This window comes from Rugamonas rivuli (genome assembly GCF_009380165.1).
Classification (GTDB): Bacteria; Pseudomonadota; Gammaproteobacteria; order Burkholderiales; family Burkholderiaceae_D; genus Rugamonas; species Rugamonas rivuli.
Window position 1 is genome coordinate 20931 of the sequence record NZ_WHUF01000007.1, and the last position, 15807, is coordinate 36737.

At 59.3% G+C, this 15807-nt stretch carries 18 protein-coding genes and 1 pseudogene; 4 read left to right on the top strand and 15 right to left on the bottom strand.

The genetic code is table 11. The features are described 5' to 3' along the window. Positions 1-150 precede the first annotated feature (150 nt). On the top strand, positions 151-474 hold the full coding sequence (locus GEV01_RS23830; RefSeq protein WP_328595608.1) for a helix-turn-helix domain-containing protein: 324 nt from the start codon (positions 151-153) through the stop codon (positions 472-474). A gap of 244 nt (positions 475-718) precedes the next feature. After that, positions 719-1771 (top strand): ribosome small subunit-dependent GTPase A, encoded by a 1053-nt coding sequence (rsgA, locus tag GEV01_RS23835; protein ID WP_152807967.1) that lies wholly within the window; start codon positions 719-721, stop codon positions 1769-1771. Positions 1772-1793: 22 nt separating this feature from the next. On the opposite strand, the pseudogene tet reads toward rsgA, so the two are convergent. Beyond that, a pseudogene (gene tet, locus GEV01_RS23840) lies at positions 1794-2996 on the bottom strand (Tet(A)/Tet(B)/Tet(C) family tetracycline efflux MFS transporter); the annotation flags it as partial. 275 nt (positions 2997-3271) lie between these two features. Here tet and GEV01_RS30960 point away from each other — a divergent pair. Together GEV01_RS30960 and GEV01_RS30965 are read left to right on the top strand one after the other, a co-directional pair. After that, positions 3272-3436, top strand: coding sequence for a hypothetical protein (locus GEV01_RS30960; RefSeq protein WP_217428484.1), 165 nt, complete (start codon positions 3272-3274; stop codon positions 3434-3436). Continuing rightward, positions 3433-3609: a helix-turn-helix domain-containing protein gene (locus GEV01_RS30965; RefSeq protein ID WP_152807969.1), complete on the top strand. Its 177-nt coding sequence runs from the start codon at positions 3433-3435 to the stop codon at positions 3607-3609. Before GEV01_RS30960 ends, GEV01_RS30965 begins: the two co-directional genes overlap by 4 nt. Positions 3610-3623: 14 nt before the next feature. Here the strand turns inward: GEV01_RS30965 and GEV01_RS23850 are convergent, their stop codons facing one another. From GEV01_RS23850 to mnmG, 14 genes are all read right to left on the bottom strand, one after another. Then, on the bottom strand, positions 3624-4016 hold the full coding sequence (locus tag GEV01_RS23850) for a hypothetical protein (RefSeq protein ID WP_152807970.1): 393 nt from the start codon (positions 4014-4016) through the stop codon (positions 3624-3626). A 59-nt stretch (positions 4017-4075) separates the two neighbouring features. After that, positions 4076-4498, bottom strand: coding sequence for a F0F1 ATP synthase subunit epsilon (locus GEV01_RS23855; protein WP_008443442.1), 423 nt, complete (start codon positions 4496-4498; stop codon positions 4076-4078). A 60-nt stretch (positions 4499-4558) separates the two neighbouring features. After that, on the bottom strand, positions 4559-5959 hold the full coding sequence (atpD, locus tag GEV01_RS23860; protein WP_152807971.1) for a F0F1 ATP synthase subunit beta: 1401 nt from the start codon (positions 5957-5959) through the stop codon (positions 4559-4561). Positions 5960-5989: 30 nt separating this feature from the next. After that, entirely contained in the window at positions 5990-6865 is an 876-nt protein-coding gene (gene atpG, locus GEV01_RS23865) for a F0F1 ATP synthase subunit gamma (RefSeq protein ID WP_008443438.1), read from the bottom strand. A gap of 52 nt (positions 6866-6917) precedes the next feature. After that, positions 6918-8459 (bottom strand): F0F1 ATP synthase subunit alpha, encoded by a 1542-nt coding sequence (gene atpA, locus GEV01_RS23870; RefSeq protein WP_152807972.1) that lies wholly within the window; start codon positions 8457-8459, stop codon positions 6918-6920. A 62-nt stretch (positions 8460-8521) separates the two neighbouring features. After that, a complete protein-coding gene (locus GEV01_RS23875) occupies positions 8522-9067 on the bottom strand; it encodes a F0F1 ATP synthase subunit delta (protein WP_008443436.1) in 546 nt (181 codons plus the stop codon). 2 nt (positions 9068-9069) lie between these two features. Then, positions 9070-9540 carry a F0F1 ATP synthase subunit B gene (locus tag GEV01_RS23880; protein WP_008443434.1) on the bottom strand — a complete coding sequence of 157 codons (471 nt, stop codon included), beginning with the start codon at positions 9538-9540 and terminating at the stop codon, positions 9070-9072. Positions 9541-9582: 42 nt separating this feature from the next. Continuing rightward, on the bottom strand, positions 9583-9858 hold the full coding sequence (gene atpE, locus GEV01_RS23885; RefSeq protein WP_008443432.1) for a F0F1 ATP synthase subunit C: 276 nt from the start codon (positions 9856-9858) through the stop codon (positions 9583-9585). A gap of 61 nt (positions 9859-9919) precedes the next feature. Continuing rightward, the gene (gene atpB / locus GEV01_RS23890; RefSeq protein ID WP_152807973.1) at positions 9920-10720 is read right to left on the bottom strand and encodes a F0F1 ATP synthase subunit A; all 801 of its coding nucleotides are present in this window, start codon (positions 10718-10720) and stop codon (positions 9920-9922) included. A 21-nt stretch (positions 10721-10741) separates the two neighbouring features. Beyond that, the gene (locus GEV01_RS23895; protein ID WP_070268109.1) at positions 10742-11107 is read right to left on the bottom strand and encodes an ATP synthase subunit I; all 366 of its coding nucleotides are present in this window, start codon (positions 11105-11107) and stop codon (positions 10742-10744) included. Positions 11108-11313: 206 nt separating this feature from the next. Continuing rightward, entirely contained in the window at positions 11314-12201 is an 888-nt protein-coding gene (locus tag GEV01_RS23900; protein ID WP_008443426.1) for a ParB/RepB/Spo0J family partition protein, read from the bottom strand. A gap of 9 nt (positions 12202-12210) precedes the next feature. After that, positions 12211-12981 (bottom strand): ParA family protein, encoded by a 771-nt coding sequence (locus GEV01_RS23905; protein WP_008443425.1) that lies wholly within the window; start codon positions 12979-12981, stop codon positions 12211-12213. A gap of 120 nt (positions 12982-13101) precedes the next feature. Continuing rightward, entirely contained in the window at positions 13102-13752 is a 651-nt protein-coding gene (gene rsmG / locus GEV01_RS23910) for a 16S rRNA (guanine(527)-N(7))-methyltransferase RsmG (protein WP_152807974.1), read from the bottom strand. After that, positions 13749-15680: a tRNA uridine-5-carboxymethylaminomethyl(34) synthesis enzyme MnmG gene (gene mnmG, locus GEV01_RS23915; RefSeq protein ID WP_152807975.1), complete on the bottom strand. Its 1932-nt coding sequence runs from the start codon at positions 15678-15680 to the stop codon at positions 13749-13751. The genes rsmG and mnmG overlap by 4 nt, the downstream gene beginning before the upstream one ends. Positions 15681-15807 lie beyond the last annotated feature (127 nt).

Consider the following 15807-nt stretch of genomic DNA (forward strand, 5'->3'; position numbering starts at 1 on the left):
ACGGGCATACGAAGAGCAGCATCCATTTAACGCTACGCCAAATCGACTATACTTCCTGAAGGTACAGTCGTTTCATGTACACCGTCATCGAAACGCCGCTGTTCCAAAGCCGTTGGCCCTTCTCTAGCGCTACGCTAAAGGAAATTCGCCGTGTCTACGAATAGTAAGCTGCCTCTCAGCGATGAAGAGCTAGAGGCATTTGAGGCTAAGCGCGACTTGGCTGCCGAGCTACTGCAAGCCGGCGAGCAAATGAAAGCTGGGCTTGGGCGGGTGGTCTATTCTCCCTTGATCGCTGCGCGCAAAAACACGGGACTCACACCCGAGCAGTTCGCAGCCTTGTTCGGCATTTCCGTCACCACCCTGGAAAGTTGGGAGCAGGACCGGAATCCGCCGGTCGGCGCGGTACGCACTCTGATCGCCATTGCCCTCCACCATCCTGAAGCATTGGTCGCTATCGCTAACCAAAATCAATAAGTGTAAGCACGATTGACGGCGCCATCGTCCAATGAGACACTGTGCGCCTTACCCCAACCACAGGAGACCATAAAATGCGCCAAGTAGATACTGCCCTCCTGTCGGCTGCCTGATTACGTCGGAATCCCCTCCGTAGTGTGTTGATCCGCGCGTTCTCGCGCAGCTGACTTCCCGTATTCGCCACCTGTTCGCATATTCGCGAAGGGTACTGCTCGTCTTACCGGAATCAGGAAACACATACACCATGATCGACATCGATTTTGAATCGCTGCGCCTTATCGGCCTAACGCAAACCATCGCCAGCCAGCTCTACCAACTGCACGACGCACCGGCCAACGCCAGCCTGGTGCGCATCACCGAAATCCAGCGCGACTGGCTCACCGTCCACGACGGCCAGGCCGAGTTCCGCGCGCGCGCGCTGCCGGCGCTGCACGACGAAGCGCTGGCCGTCGGCGACTGGATGCTCAGCACCACGTTGGCGCACGACGAACGCTGGCTCAGCACGCTGCTGCCGCCCACCACCCACATCGCCCGGCGCGGCAACGACGGCCGGCATCACAGCCTGGTCAGCAATGTCGACACGGCGCTGCTGGTGATGGGACTGGATCACGACTTCAACCCGCGCCGCCTGGAGCGCTACCTCGCCATCGTCAAGACGGCGGGCGTGGAGCCTGTGGTGGTGATGAGCAAGGCCGACATCGGCGACGACGTCGAGCAGCGCATGGAGCTGCTGCGGCAGCGCCTGCCGGCCACCATCCCGCTGCTGGCGGTCAACACGCTGAGCGGCGACGCGGCGGCGCAACTGGCGCCGTGGCTGGGCGTCGGGCAGACGCTGGTGCTGCTGGGGTCTTCGGGCGCCGGCAAATCCACGCTGACCAACACGCTGACGCAAGCGGGCCAGCAAACCGGCGGCGTGCGCAAGGGCGATGGACGCGGCCGTCACACGACCACGTCCCGTTCGCTGCATCTGTGCGCGGACGGCGCCTGCATCATCGATACGCCGGGCCTGCGCAGCTGGCAGCCGGATGCCGACGAAGCCAGCCTGACGGCCGCCTTCGAAGACATCGACGCGCTGGCGGCGCAATGCCAGTTCCGCGACTGCCACCACGCCGGCGAACCCGGTTGCGCGGTGCGCGGCGCGGTCGATGACGATCGTCTGCTGAACTACCACAAGCTGATGCGCGAAGCACGCCGCAGCCAGCAGACACCGCTGGACCGCATCGCCCAAGTCGCCAAATGGAAAGTGATGCAACGCGCCGCCGTGGCCCGCTCGAAGGACAAGCTCGGCAAGCGCTAAGCGAAACCGCTACCGCCGTCGGCTACATTGAGGCCGACGGCACGGCAGGCTTGCGCAGCAACAGCGGCAGGCACAGCACGTACAGGCCGGCGCCGATCAGCCACACCAGGCCGGGGAAGCTGCCGCGCGACATGAAGTAGATCGTGCTGATCGCCACCGGGCCGATCACCGTCGCCAGGCTGGCGGCGCTGGCCAGCACGCCCTGCAGCTTGCCTTGCTGGTCCGGCCCCACGCTGCCGGACATGATCGCCTGCAAGGCCGGTGCGCCTATGCCGCCGATGCAGAACAAGGGCATCAACGCGAACAACATCCACCCCTGGTTGGCCAACGCGATCAGCACATACGCACAGGTATCGGCCGTGACGCCCACCATCAGCGCCCGGCGTTCGCCCCAGCGCTCGGAAACCGGGCCGACCACGAAGGCCTGCGCCAGCGCGTGAAACGCGCCGAAGCCCGCCAGCGAAATGCCGATGGTCAGCGTATCCCATGCGAACTTGTCTTCGCTGTACAGCACCCAGACCGTGCCGCCTATCTCGCCGATCAACACCAGCATGCCCGAGGCGAAGATCATCGGCAGCAAGGACTTGAAGCCGGCCGCCCAGCGCAAGTTGGCCAGCGGATTGAACGACATGTCCGACGCGGAGGCCGAACGCTCGGTATGCGATTCGCGCACCAGCAGCAAGGTCAGGATCAGGTTGACGGCGTTCATCGCCGCGGCAGCGAGGAACGGCGCCCTCACCCACCACGCGCCCAGCAGGCCGCCGATCACCGGTCCGATGATGAAGCCGATGCCGAAGCAGGCGCCCAACTGGCCGTAGCGGCGCGAGCGCTGGTCTTCCGGCGTGACGTCGGCGATGTAGGCGTAGGTGACGGCGATGCTGGCGCCGCTGATGCCGGCAATCGCGCGGCCGACGAACAGCAAGGTCAGCGACGGCGCCATCGCCATGAACAGATAATCGACCACAGCGCCCGCCAACGACAGCAGCAGCACCGGCCGCCGGCCGATGCGATCGCTCAGCACGCCGAGCACCGGCGAGAAGATGAACTGCATCAGCGCATACAGGCCGGTGAAGGCGCCGAAGCGCCAGCCCAGTTCGGCTGTATGGCCAACGTCGCGCATCAGCTGTGGAATGATGGGCATCGTCAGCCCGATGCCGACGGCGCTCAGGACAACGGTGGAAAGGATGGTCAGCAGTGCTCGGTTCATCTGGCGCTCTTCAAGAAGTAGCCGCCAATTGTAGAGCGATCAATCTTGCACTGCTGTGCCCGCTGTCACAACTTATCTGCGCATCTGGCACTTTGGAACAGGGCCGTCAAATGCGACAAATCAAATCGACTATACTTTGTAGGTGCGTTGGACCGGTATGGGCAAGGGGAAATCGGGCGGCGTTCGTGTTATTTATTTCAAGCGTACCGCTGCAGGGCAGATCGTTTTGCTGACGATCTATGCCAAGGCGACGACTGCCAATTTGACGTCCGCCCAGTTGGAGGAATTGCGTCATGACTATGAAAAAATCACTACCTCTAAGCGATGAAGAGTTGGAAGCGTTCGAGGCGACTCGCGATTTATATTCAGAGTTAAAACAGGCAGCAAAGGACATACAGGCCGGTTTGGGAAGGGTGGTCTACTCACCAACTATCGCCGCGCGAAAAAAACCGGTTTGACTCCAACAGAATTCGCAGAGCTGTTGGGCATCTCAGTCCGCACGCTTGAAGATTGGGAACAAGGCCATCGACAGCCCGAAGGCGCTGCCCGCACCTTGCTGGCCATCGCACTCGACAACCCCGATGCCCTGCTCGCAGCGAAAGCTCGCAATGACGAAGCCATGCTGAAATAGCTGGCACAACCGGCCTAGTGATTGGTAATCGCGTGCCTGGTGAGAACGCCTTGGCTGTCAAAGTAAAAATCCAGGGTATCCGGATCGACGAAGGTCTGGCAAAAGCCCAGTTCGTAAGAGGCTGCGCCGCCACGGTCATAATCCGGCTTGCCGAGCAGCGCGACGAGTTGGTCCTTCTGCATGCCGATCTGGACGTGTTTTTTCAGCAGGCTGTCGACCATCGCGCCGCGCGCACAGCTGTTGTCGGTGGCGGGGGTGATGAGGGCCCAGGCGCGCTGGTCGAAGTCCGCATGGGAAAACGGCGATGAAAACATCATCCATCCAAGATACGCCACCAGCAGCGCCACCGCCGCCACGCAGACGATCTCGGCTTTGATATACCACCCGACGACGGTTGCTGTTTTCATGTTCGCGCCAATAAAAAAGGCAGCCGAAGCTGCCTTTTTGCTGTGATGCTGTGCGTTTCTTAGTGCTTCGCGCGCAGTTTGGCGATCGCCGCCAGCTGGCCGATGGCCGCTGCCAGTTCGGCTTGCGCTTTCGCGTAGTCGATACCGGAGGTGTTGTTCGCCAGCGCTTCTTCGGCACGTTTCTTGGCCGCTGCCGCTTTGGCTTCGTCCAGATCCTTGCCGCGAATCGCGGTATCCGCCAGCACCGTCACGGCGCCCGGCTGCACTTCCAGCAGGCCGCCCGCGACGAAGACAAATTCTTCCTCGGCTTGACCTGGTACCTGGATGCGCACCGCGCCCGGACGGATGCGGGTGATCAGCGGCGTGTGCTTGGGGTAGATCCCCAGCTCGCCCTGCTCGCCCGGCAACGCGACGAATTCGGCTTCGCCCGAGTAGATCAACTCCTCGGCGGAAACCACGTCAACGTGAATAGTGTTTGCCATGTGTGTCCTGTCGGTGTGATGCGGCCCCGTTTGCACAGGGCCGCGATCGAAACTCAACGATTAGTTGAGCTTCTTGGCTTTTTCGATAGCTTCGTCGATCGTGCCGACCATGTAGAACGCTTGTTCTGGCAGGTGATCGAGTTCGCCGGAAGCGATCATTTTGAAGCCCTTGATCGTGTCTTTCAGCGAAACGTATTTACCTGGCGAACCGGTAAACACTTCAGCAACGTGGAACGGCTGCGACAGGAAACGCTGCATCTTACGTGCACGGGCCACCAGCAGTTTGTCTTCCGGCGCCAGTTCGTCCATACCCAGAATCGCGATAATGTCACGCAGTTCTTTGTAGCGCTGCAGGGTGCCCTGAACAGCGCGCGCGGTGTCGTAGTGCTCTTGGCCGACGACCAGCGGATCCAGCTGACGCGAGGTCGAATCCAGTGGGTCCACCGCAGGGTAGATACCCAGCGAGGCGATGTCACGCGACAGAACGACGGTCGAATCCAGGTGACCGAAGGTGGTCGCTGGCGATGGGTCGGTCAAGTCATCCGCTGGAACGTAGACGGCCTGGATCGAGGTGATCGAACCGGTCTTGGTCGAGGTGATGCGCTCTTGCAGACGGCCCATTTCTTCGGCCAGGGTAGGCTGGTAACCCACTGCGGAAGGCATACGGCCCAGCAGTGCGGATACTTCGGTACCGGCCAGGGTGAAGCGGTAGATGTTATCCACGAAGAACAGAACGTCTTTGCCTTCGTCACGGAACGATTCCGCGATGGTCAGACCGGTCAGCGCGACGCGCAGACGGTTACCAGGTGGTTCATTCATCTGACCGTAGACCATCGCTACTTTCGAGTTGGCCGGGTTTTCCAGGTCAACTACTTTAGCGTCAGCCATTTCGTGGTAGAAGTCGTTACCTTCGCGGGTACGCTCACCAACACCGGCGAACACGGACAGACCCGAGTGCGCTTTAGCGATGTTGTTGATCAGTTCCATCATGTTCACGGTCTTGCCTACACCTGCACCGCCGAACAGACCAACTTTACCGCCTTTGGCGAACGGGCACACCAGGTCGATCACCTTGATGCCGGTTTCCAGCAGATCCTGCGATGGCGACAGTTCGTCGTATGCAGGAGGAGTGCGGTGGATCGAAGCGATCTGGTCGTGAGCGACCGGGCCGCATTCGTCGATCGGGTTGCCCAGCACGTCCATGATGCGACCCAGGGTAGCTTTACCCACTGGCACCATGATCGGCTTGCCGGTGTTCTGGATCATCATGCCGCGGCGCAGGCCGTCGGACGAACCCAGAGCAATGGTACGGACTACGCCGTCGCCCAGCTGTTGTTGTACTTCCAGGGTCAGCTCGGAGCCTTCCATTTTCAAGGCATCAAATACCTTAGGCATCGCGTTGCGTGGAAACTCTACGTCCACTACAGCGCCGATACACTGAACGATTTTGCCATCAGCCATGTTCGTTCCTTCAAATATAGTTAAATTCGTTTAAACCGCAGCCGCACCGGCAACGATTTCGGAGAGTTCTTTGGTAATCGCAGCTTGGCGGGTCTTGTTGTAGATCAGCTTCAATTCGCCGATCACACTGCCGGCGTTGTCGCTTGCCGACTTCATCGCCACCATACGCGCCGATTGCTCGGACGCCAGGTTTTCCGCCACCGACTGGTACACCAGCGCTTCTACATAGCGCTCCAGCAGTTCGTCAATCACGGTCGCAGCGTCCGGCTCGTAGATGTAATCCCAGTTGTGATTACCCGCGTCGGCCTGCGTCTTCGCGGCTGGCAGTGGCAGCAACTGCTCCACGACCGGCTCTTGCTTCATCGTGTTGATGAACTTGGTGTAGCACAGGTAGACTGCGTCGACTTCACCGTTCTGGAACTTTTCGAGCATGACCTTGACAGGTCCGATCAGTTTTTCCAGGTGCGGCGTGTCGCCGATCTGCGTTACTTGCGCAACGACAGGAATGCCTACGCGATTCAAAAACCCCAAACCTTTGTTACCGATAGCTACCGCGGCAATCTTGTTGCCGGCTGTTTCCAGCTCACGGGTTTTCGCCGTCACCATGCGCAGGATGTTGGTGTTCATGCCGCCGCACAGACCTTTGTCGGTGGTGACGATCACGAAGCCAACTGCCTTCGCCGTGTCCTGTTGCTCTTCAGCCAGGAACGGGTGGGTGTATTCCGGATTTGCGGTAGCCAGATTGGCGGCGATATTGCGAATCTTTTCACTGTAGGGACGGGCGGCGCGCATGCGATCCTGCGCTTTGCGCATTTTCGATGCGGCGACCATTTCCATCGCCTTGGTGATCTTCTTCGTATTCTCTACGCTCTTGATCTTGCCACGTATCTCTTTGCCTACTGCCATGAGTCCTTACTCCTTCTGCGCTGAAGGCGGTCCCGAGGGACCGCCGTGTCGCTTAAAATGCGCCGGATTTCTTGAAGTCCGCAATGGCGGCCGACAGCGTTGCTTCGCCGTCTTTGTCCAGTTGCTTGGTTTCTTCAATCTTGGCCAGCAGCGCAGCTTGCTTGGTCTTCAGGTATGCATGCAGACCGGCTTCGAATGGCAGTACTTTCTTGACTGGCACATCATCCAGGTAGCCCTTGTTCACTGCGAACAGCGAGGCAGCCATCAGGGAGATCGACAGTGGCGAGTACTGAGCCTGCTTCAGCAGTTCGGTCACGCGTGCACCGCGGTCCAGCTGCTTGCGGGTCGATTCGTCCAGGTCGGAAGCGAACTGCGCGAACGCAGCCAGTTCACGATACTGCGCCAAGTCGGTACGGATACCGCCGGACAGGTTTTTGATGACCTTGGTCTGAGCGGCGCCACCAACGCGCGATACCGAGATACCCGCGTTAATCGCAGGACGGATGCCCGAGTTGAACAGCGAGGTTTCCAGGAAGATCTGACCGTCGGTAATCGAAATCACGTTGGTTGGAACGAAGGCCGAAACGTCGCCAGCCTGGGTTTCAATGATCGGCAGTGCGGTCAGCGAGCCGGTCTTGCCTTTGACTGCGCCGCCGGTGAAGGCTTCGACGTAGTCGGCGTTGACGCGTGCTGCGCGTTCCAGCAGACGGGAGTGGAGGTAGAACACGTCGCCCGGGTATGCTTCGCGGCCTGGTGGGCGGCGCAGCAGCAGGGAGATCTGACGGTAGGCTACAGCTTGCTTGGACAGGTCATCGTACACGATCAGCGCGTCTTCGCCGCGGTCGCGGAAGTACTCGCCCATGGTGCAACCCGAGTAAGCCGAGATGTACTGCATCGCTGCCGATTCGGCGGCCGATGCGGCAACAACAATGGTGTACTCCAGCGCGCCGTGCTGTTCCAGCGAACGCACGATGTTCTTGATCGTCGAGGCTTTCTGACCGATAGCCACGTAGATGCAGGTCATGCCCTGGCCTTTTTGGTTGATGATCGCATCAACCGCTACGGCGGACTTACCGGTTTGACGGTCGCCAATGATCAGCTCGCGCTGGCCACGGCCAATTGGTACCATCGCGTCGATCGATTTCAGACCGGTCTGCATAGGCTGCGAGACGGACTCACGGGCGATAACGCCTGGAGCGATCTTTTCGATTGGCGAGGTCAGCTTGGCGTCGATGGCGCCTTTGCCGTCGATAGGCTGGCCCAGGGCGTTGACCACACGGCCACGCAGTTCAGGACCGACCGGCACTTCCAGAATGCGGCCGGTGCACTTGACCGTGTCGCCTTCGGAGATGTGCTCGTAAGCACCCAGAATCACGGCGCCGACGGAGTCGCGCTCCAGATTCATGGCCAGGCCAAAGGTGTTACCAGGGAATTCCAGCATTTCGCCCTGCATCACTTCGGACAGGCCGTGGATGCGGACGATACCGTCGGCGACGGAGATAACCGTGCCTTGGTTGCGTACTTCAGCGCCGCCATCAAGGCCTTCGATACGGCTCTTGATCAGCTCGCTGATTTCAGATGGGTTGAGTTGCATACTAACTCCTAAAAGTGTTTCTCTCAGCTTGCGCGAGATGAAGAATCTGTTCTAAGCGACGCTTATGCGACCAGTGCGACACGCATTTGCTGCAGCTTGGCGCGGACCGAAGTGTCCAGCACTTCATCGCCAACGACCACGCGCACGCCACCGATCAACGCTGGGTCCACGGTAACAACCGGGTTCAGCTTGCGGCTGAATTTCTTTTCCAGCGTGGCGACCAGCTCGCTCACTTGAGCCGAGCTCAGGTCGAATGCGCTGGTGATGTCGGCGTCTGCCGCACCTTCCTGGGCGTTTTTCAACGCCTGGAATTGCGCGCCGATTTCCGGCAGCAGACTGATGCGGCCGTTTTCGACCAGCATCGCCAGGAAGTTTTTCGCTTCCGTGTTCAACGGCGACTTCACCAGTGCCGTAATGGCGGCGCTCACATCGCTAGCCGAAGCTTTCGGGTTGCGGGCGAATGCTTGCACCTCGGGGTGGGCACCGATCTGGGCCAGTTCGGCCACCAGTTCGGACCACGCCGCGAGGTTGAACGATTCCTTACCTGCTTGGGCTACGCGGAACAAAGCTTCCGCGTAGGGACGGGCGACGGTTGCGTTTTCTGCCATGATTACAGCTCGACAGACAGGCGCGACAACAGATCGGCGTGAGCCGAAGCGTTGACTTCGCGCTTGAGGATTTGCTCGGCGCCCTTCACAGCCAGGTCAGCCACCTGAGCGCGCAGCGCTTCGCGCGCCTTGGCCAGTTGCTGATCGGCGTCGGCTTTAGCTTGCGCAATGATGCGGTCGGCTTCAGCTTGTGCATGTGCTTTGATTTCTTCCGCCACCAGTTGCGCGCGCTTTTCAGCGTCGGCAACGCGTTGCGAAGCTTCTTCGCGTGCACCGGCCAGCGCTTCGCTGGCGCGCTTCTCAGCAACTACCATCGCTTGCTGGCCTTGGTCGGCCGCAGCCAGACCGTCAGCGATACGCTTGGCACGCTCATCCAACGCTGCATTCAGCGAAGGAAATACGAACTTCATCGAAACCCAGACCAACACCGCGAAGGTGATCATCTGACCGATGAGAGACATATTGATGTCCATACCTTTGCTCCTAACTAAAAGTTTCTCCTAGAAGGGAGCGAATTAATGTGCTGCCAGAACTGCTGCCAGGAATGGGTTGCTGAAGGTGTACAGCAGAGCAACGCCGACGCCGATCATCGAGATCGCATCCAGCAGACCAGCGATAACGAACAGTTTGGTTTGCAGTTGTGGCATCAGTTCTGGTTGACGTGCCGAAGCTTCCAGGAATTTGCCGCCCAGAATTGCGAAACCGAGTGCGGTGCCGATAGCGGCCAGACCGATGATGATTGCTGCGGCCAGAACGGTCATGCTTTGTACTTGTGCGATCAGAGCTTGCATTGAATTTCTCCTAAGATTTTAAAAAAGACTACAGATACTAAAAAAGTTAAAACTAAGTTGCTTAGTGCTTCTCAACCGCGAGGCTCAGGTACACGACAGTCAACGCCATAAACACAAACGCTTGCAGGGTCACCACCAGGATGTGGAAGATAACCCAAGGACCACCCAGCAGCCACTGCGCCCACCATGGCAGCAGAGCGATCAGAATGAACAGCAGCTCACCGGCGTACATATTGCCGAAGAGTCGCAGCGACAGCGACAGTGGCTTAGCCAGCAACTCGATCATCTGGAAGATGAAGTTGACCGGGGCCAGCACGACGGCCATGAAGCCGTGGGCGTGGAACGGAGCGGTCAGCAACTCTTTACCCCAGCCGCCGAGACCTTTGGCTTTGATCGAGAAACCAATAATGCACAGCATGACGCCGAACGACATGCCGAAAGTGTGATTGACGTCCGCGGTCGGCACGACGCGCAGCTTGTGAACGCCAACGTAGCCAAGCAGCTTAGGCAGCAGATCGACCGGCAGGAAGTCCATCGCGTTCATCAGCCAAACCCAGCAGAAGATCGTGATGGCCAGCGGCGCGATAACCTTGCTCTTGGCGTGGAATGCGGAATTGACGACTTCGTTGACCAGCTCCATGACGGCTTCGACGAAGTTTTGCAGCTTGCCCGGTACACCGGCGGTCGCGCGGCGCGATGCCATGTAGAACACACCGAGGAAAATCATGCCCAGAACGGCCGAAACCCAGAACGTGTCCAGGTTAAATGCGCCGTCCGCAGACTTCAGGTGCGACAGGTGATGCTGAATATACTCAATGGAGGTGGGCGCTTCGTGTGCCCCTACAGCGTTTTCTGTGGTCATAAAAGTATTAGATTTTGATGATTAAATTGCGAGCAGTGAAAACCAATAAGCTAAGGTTGCCACCGCGAAACCCAAGATCAGCCATAACCAAGAGGCCGACTGAAACAGCGCCAGTGCCAAAACAAACAGCACTACCGTGATAAATATTTTCACTACTTCGGCGCGCACATGCGACCGGAAAGCTTTTTTGGCGTCATTTGTTCCGCCCGCAACAATCATCGCGTACATCAGACTCCCGATGACTGCGATTGCTCCGCCATAGGCGGCCGACCAAGCTTTGAGTACTCCACCCAAGTTCCAGGCGAGCAAGGCGAATCCAGTTGCGATGGCTAACTGGAGGGCGACGACTTTATACACCGGCTTGGAAATACTCGTCGAATCATTCATCTGGCGAGCTCCCAAAAAGCCGATAAAACCCAAAGACACGGGATTATATGTGTCTTTACTGTATCACGTCAAACATTGCTGCACCGCAGCAGAGCAATTGGTGCACGAAAGAGACGCTTTTATAAACATTTCCAAGCCGGTTGCACCAAGTTGGAACCAGTTAAGCGTTTTCGTTTTTTATTGTCTCTACTGCAACTTCAACAAGTTTAAGCGCGCAGGCGGGCGAGCACGCCGTCGAGGATGTCGAGGTCGGCAAAGTCGATGATCATCTGGCCGCGTCCCTTGGTGCCCATCTTGAACACCACCGGCGTGGCCAGTTTGTCCGACAGCTCTTCTTCCAGGCGCACGATGTCGCCGGACTTTTCCTTCTGGCGCGCTTCGGTCGGCGAGGCTTTTTGATCTTCCAGCGTTTTTGCCACCAACTTTTCAGTTTCACGCACCGATAACCGTTTGGCGACAACCATATTCGCCAGGTTGATCTGCGTGGCCGCATCGACCGACAACAAGGCGCGGGCATGGCCCATGTCGATATCGCCGGCCATCAGCATGGTCTGCACCGGATTGGCCAGGTTCATCAAACGCAGCAGGTTGGACACCGCGCTGCGCGAACGGCCGACAGCCGTGGCCGCCTGCTCGTGCGTGAAACTGAAATCGGTGATCAGGCGATGGATGCCCTGTGCCTCTTCCAGCGGATTCAGATCCTCGCGCTGCATGTTCTCGATCAGCGCCATCGCGGCGGCGGCCTGGTCGTCGACATCGCGCACCAGCACCGGCAGCACTTCCAGGCCGGCCAGCTGCGCCGCGCGGAAACGGCGCTCGCCGGCGATGATCTCGTACTTGATCGCGCCGGTCAGTTTATCCGTGCCGACCGGACGTACCAGGATGGGCTGCATGATGCCCTGGGTCTTGATCGATGCGGCCAGTTCCTGCAGACCGCCCTCGTCCATGCGGGTACGCGGCTGATACTTGCCAGCCTGCATTTGCGTGACCGGCAGTTCGGACGGCGTGTTCGCGTCCGGGGTGGTGATGTCGCCGTCGCCGCCGAGCAGCGCTTCCAGGCCGCGACCAAGGCCTTTGAGTTTTTTGGTTGCCATGTGATTGCCTTACATTTTCTTGATGCGCTTGACCATCTCGGCGCCGAAGGCGATATACGCCTGCGCACCCTTGGAGGATGGATCGAAGGTAACGCCCGGCAGGCCGTAGGACGGCGCTTCGGCCAGGCGTACGTTGCGGGGGATGATGGTTTTGAAAACCTTGTCGCCGAAGTGCTGCTCCAGCTGGGCCGACACTTGCTGCGACAGCGTCATGCGCGGATCGAACATCACGCGCAGCAGGCCGATGATCTTCAGGTCCGGGTTCAGGTTGGCGTGCACCTTCTTGATGGTGTTGACCAGGTCGGACAGACCTTCCAGCGCGTAGTACTCGCACTGCATAGGGATGATGACGCCGTGCGCGGCGCACAGGCCGTTCAGCGTCAACATCGACAGCGCCGGCGGGCAGTCGATCAGGATGAAGTCGTACTCCTTGTCGACCAGGGCGAGCGCATCCTTCAGGCGGCGCTCGCGGTTGTCCAGCGCGACCATCTCGACCTCGGCGCCGGCCAGCTCGCGGTTGGAGGGCAGCACGTCGAACTGGCCGGGCTCCGAACGCTGGCGCGCGGTGGCCACGTCGGATTCGCCCAGCATCACCTCATAGGTCGACGCAGGCAGTCCTGCCTTGTTGATGCCCGCGCCCATCGTGGCGTTGCCCTGCGGGTCCAGGTCGACCAGCAATACCCGCTGGTCCAGCTTTGCCAATCCGGCGGCCAGGTTTACCGTCGTGGTGGTTTTCCCTACGCCACCCTTTTGATTCGCTACGCAAAAAATTTTCGCCATGTATTTCTTTGTGTTGTGCTTCTTAATTATTTATACTATTAAAACGATATAAACGATTTATACTGTTTATACAGAATAAACTGTATAAACCTTATAAACGATTAATATCGTATAAATCATTTACTTAGTTTCGGCTTGGATGAATACCAGGTGGCGCTCCGCGTCCAGCCCCGGCACTTCTAAAGGTTCCAGTTTCTGCACTTTCCATGGCTCTGGCAGCCGCTCTCGCTCCTCTGCCGGCGCCGTTCCTTTCAGGGCTATGAATCGCCCGCCCTCTTGCAGCAGGTGCCCCGACCAGTTGACGAAGTCGGACAGGTCCGCGAAAGCCCGCGAGGTGATGACGTCGAACTTGGTCTTCACTTCCAGCTGCTCCACGCGCTTGGTGTACACCGTCACGTTGACCAGTTCCAGCTCCGCCTTCACCTGGTTGAGGAAGGCGGTCTTCTTATGCACCGTGTCGATCATCGACACTTTCATGTCCGGGCGGCTGATCGCCAGCACCATGCCCGGCAGTCCGCCCCCTGCTCCCACGTCCAGCACATTCTGCGCGCCGGCGAAGGCAGGCACCGCCGCCAGCGAATCGAGCACATGCAAGGTGACCATCTGCATCGGATCGCGCACCGAGGTCAGGTTGTACACCGAGTTCCACTTGTTCAGCAGCGCCAGGTAGTCCAGCAATTTCTCTACCTGGTTGTCGTTCAGGTCCAGCTTCAGACTGTTGATGCCTTGTTTTAAAACATCCGCAATTGCTACACGGTCAAACACCTTCATTGAACAGCCTCATCTTTTTGATTCAAAAAACCGCCGAAACCGGCCTTCTTCAGGTGCACCAGCAGCAGCGAGATCGCCGCCGGGGTCACGCCGGAAATGCGCGATGCCTGGCCCAGCGTTTCCGGACGCTGCGCGTGCAGCTTCTGGCGCACTTCCACCGACAGCGCGGTGATGTCCAGATAGCTGAAACCTTCCGGCAATTTCAGGTTTTCGTAGTGCTCGTGGCGCTCGACTTCCTTGGTCTGGCGGTCGATATAGCCCGAATATTTGAGCTGGATTTCCACCTGTTCGCGCACCGCTTCATCGGCTACGCCGGGGCCGGCGAGGTCGCGGCCATCGATGCCGGACAGGCTCATCAGCTTGTCGTACTCGACGCCGGGACGGGCCAGCAGGTTGGCCAGCGAGTACTCGCGCTCGATCGCCTGGCCGATAACGCGCTCGGATTCGGCCGCTTCCAGGATGCGTGGATTGACCCACGTGGAGCGCAGACGCTCCAGTTCGCGCGCCACGGATTCGCGTTTGGTTTCGAAGGCTTCCCACTGCGCATCGCCGACCACGCCCAGCTTGCGGCCGATTTCGGTCAGGCGCATGTCGGCATTGTCTTCGCGCAGGCTCAGGCGATACTCGGCGCGGCTGGTGAACATGCGGTACGGTTCCATCACGCCTTGCGTGACCAGGTCGTCGACCATCACACCCAGATAGGCTTCGGAACGGGCCGGCGTCCAGGACTCGCGGCCCTGGGTTTGCAGCGCGGCGTTGATACCGGCCAGCATGCCCTGCGCCGCCGCCTCTTCGTAACCGGTGGTGCCGTTGATCTGGCCGGCGAAGTACAGGCCGTTAATGGCCTTGGTTTCCAGCGATGCCTTGAGGCCGCGCGGGTCGAAATAATCGTATTCGATGGCGTAGCCGGGACGCAGGATGTGGGCGTTTTCCATGCCCTTCATCGAGCGCACCAGGTTGATCTGCACGTCGAACGGCAGGCTGGTGGAGATACCGTTTGGATAGAATTCGTTGGTCGTCAGGCCTTCCGGTTCCAGGAAAATCTGGTGCGATTCCTTGGCCGAGAAGCGGTGGATCTTGTCTTCGATCGACGGGCAATAGCGCGGGCCGACACCTTCGATGACGCCGGTGTACATCGGGCTGCGGTCCAAGCCGGCGCGGATGATGTCGTGGGTCTGGCTGTTGGTGTGCGTGACCCAGCACGGCATTTGCTCAGGATGCATGGACGCATTGCCCATCACCGAGAACACCGGCACCGGATCGAGGTCGCCAGGCTGCTCGGTCATCAGCGAGAAATCGATGCTGCGGCCGTCGATGCGCGGCGGCGTGCCGGTCTTCAGACGGCCTTGCGGCAGCTTCAATTCCTTCAGGCGGGCCGACAGCGAGATGGCCGGCGGATCGCCGGCGCGGCCGGCCGAGTAGTTCTGAAGGCCGACGTGGATCTTACCGTCGAGGAAAGTGCCGGCGGTCAGCACCACGGCCGGCGCCAGGAACTTCAGGCCGATCTGGGTGACGGCGCCGACCACGCGGTCGCCCTCCACCATCAGGTCGTCGACGGCTTGCTGGAACAGCCACAGGTTCGGCTGGTTCTCCAGGCGCGAGCGGATGGCTTGCTTGTACAGGATGCGGTCGGCCTGGGCGCGGGTAGCGCGCACGGCAGGGCCTTTGGACGAATTCAGGATACGGAACTGGATGCCCGACTCATCGGTGGCGATGGCCATGGCACCGCCCATGGCGTCGACTTCCTTGACCAGATGGCCTTTGCCGATACCGCCGATGGATGGGTTGCACGACATCTGGCCCAGCGTCTCAATGTTATGCGTGAGCAGCAAAGTCTTCTGTCCCATGCGCGCGGAAGCGAGGGCCGCCTCGGTACCGGCGTGACCACCGCCGACAACGATGACGTCGAAATTTGTAGGAAATAGCATGTTGGAATTGGTTAAAGCGAAGGGATCAAGGTCAGATTATAGAGTCTTTTTGCTGCTGCGACTTTTTTAAGCAAAAAAATATCCCCAAATTGTTCCACGTGAAACATTGAAAAAGGGCGCTTATCCG

Bases quoted from the DNA above. Each gene is read 5' to 3' on its own strand.
- rsgA (WP_152807967.1), top strand. From the start codon at position 719: ATGATCGACATCGATTTTGAATCGCTGCGCCTTATCGGCCTAACGCAA.
- GEV01_RS30960 (WP_217428484.1), top strand. From the start codon at position 3,272: ATGACTATGAAAAAATCACTACCTCTAAGCGATGAAGAGTTGGAAGCG.
- GEV01_RS23850 (WP_152807970.1), bottom strand. From the start codon at position 4,016: ATGAAAACAGCAACCGTCGTCGGGTGGTATATCAAAGCCGAGATCGTC.
- GEV01_RS23855 (WP_008443442.1), bottom strand. From the start codon at position 4,498: ATGGCAAACACTATTCACGTTGACGTGGTTTCCGCCGAGGAGTTGATC.
- atpD (WP_152807971.1), bottom strand. From the start codon at position 5,959: ATGGCTGATGGCAAAATCGTTCAGTGTATCGGCGCTGTAGTGGACGTA.
- atpG (WP_008443438.1), bottom strand. From the start codon at position 6,865: ATGGCAGTAGGCAAAGAGATACGTGGCAAGATCAAGAGCGTAGAGAAT.
- atpA (WP_152807972.1), bottom strand. From the start codon at position 8,459: ATGCAACTCAACCCATCTGAAATCAGCGAGCTGATCAAGAGCCGTATC.
- GEV01_RS23875 (WP_008443436.1), bottom strand. From the start codon at position 9,067: ATGGCAGAAAACGCAACCGTCGCCCGTCCCTACGCGGAAGCTTTGTTC.
- GEV01_RS23880 (WP_008443434.1), bottom strand. From the start codon at position 9,540: ATGGACATCAATATGTCTCTCATCGGTCAGATGATCACCTTCGCGGTG.
- atpE (WP_008443432.1), bottom strand. From the start codon at position 9,858: ATGCAAGCTCTGATCGCACAAGTACAAAGCATGACCGTTCTGGCCGCA.
- atpB (WP_152807973.1), bottom strand. From the start codon at position 10,720: ATGACCACAGAAAACGCTGTAGGGGCACACGAAGCGCCCACCTCCATT.
- GEV01_RS23895 (WP_070268109.1), bottom strand. From the start codon at position 11,107: ATGAATGATTCGACGAGTATTTCCAAGCCGGTGTATAAAGTCGTCGCC.
- GEV01_RS23900 (WP_008443426.1), bottom strand. From the start codon at position 12,201: ATGGCAACCAAAAAACTCAAAGGCCTTGGTCGCGGCCTGGAAGCGCTG.
- GEV01_RS23905 (WP_008443425.1), bottom strand. From the start codon at position 12,981: ATGGCGAAAATTTTTTGCGTAGCGAATCAAAAGGGTGGCGTAGGGAAA.
- rsmG (WP_152807974.1), bottom strand. From the start codon at position 13,752: ATGAAGGTGTTTGACCGTGTAGCAATTGCGGATGTTTTAAAACAAGGC.
- mnmG (WP_152807975.1), bottom strand. From the start codon at position 15,680: ATGCTATTTCCTACAAATTTCGACGTCATCGTTGTCGGCGGTGGTCAC.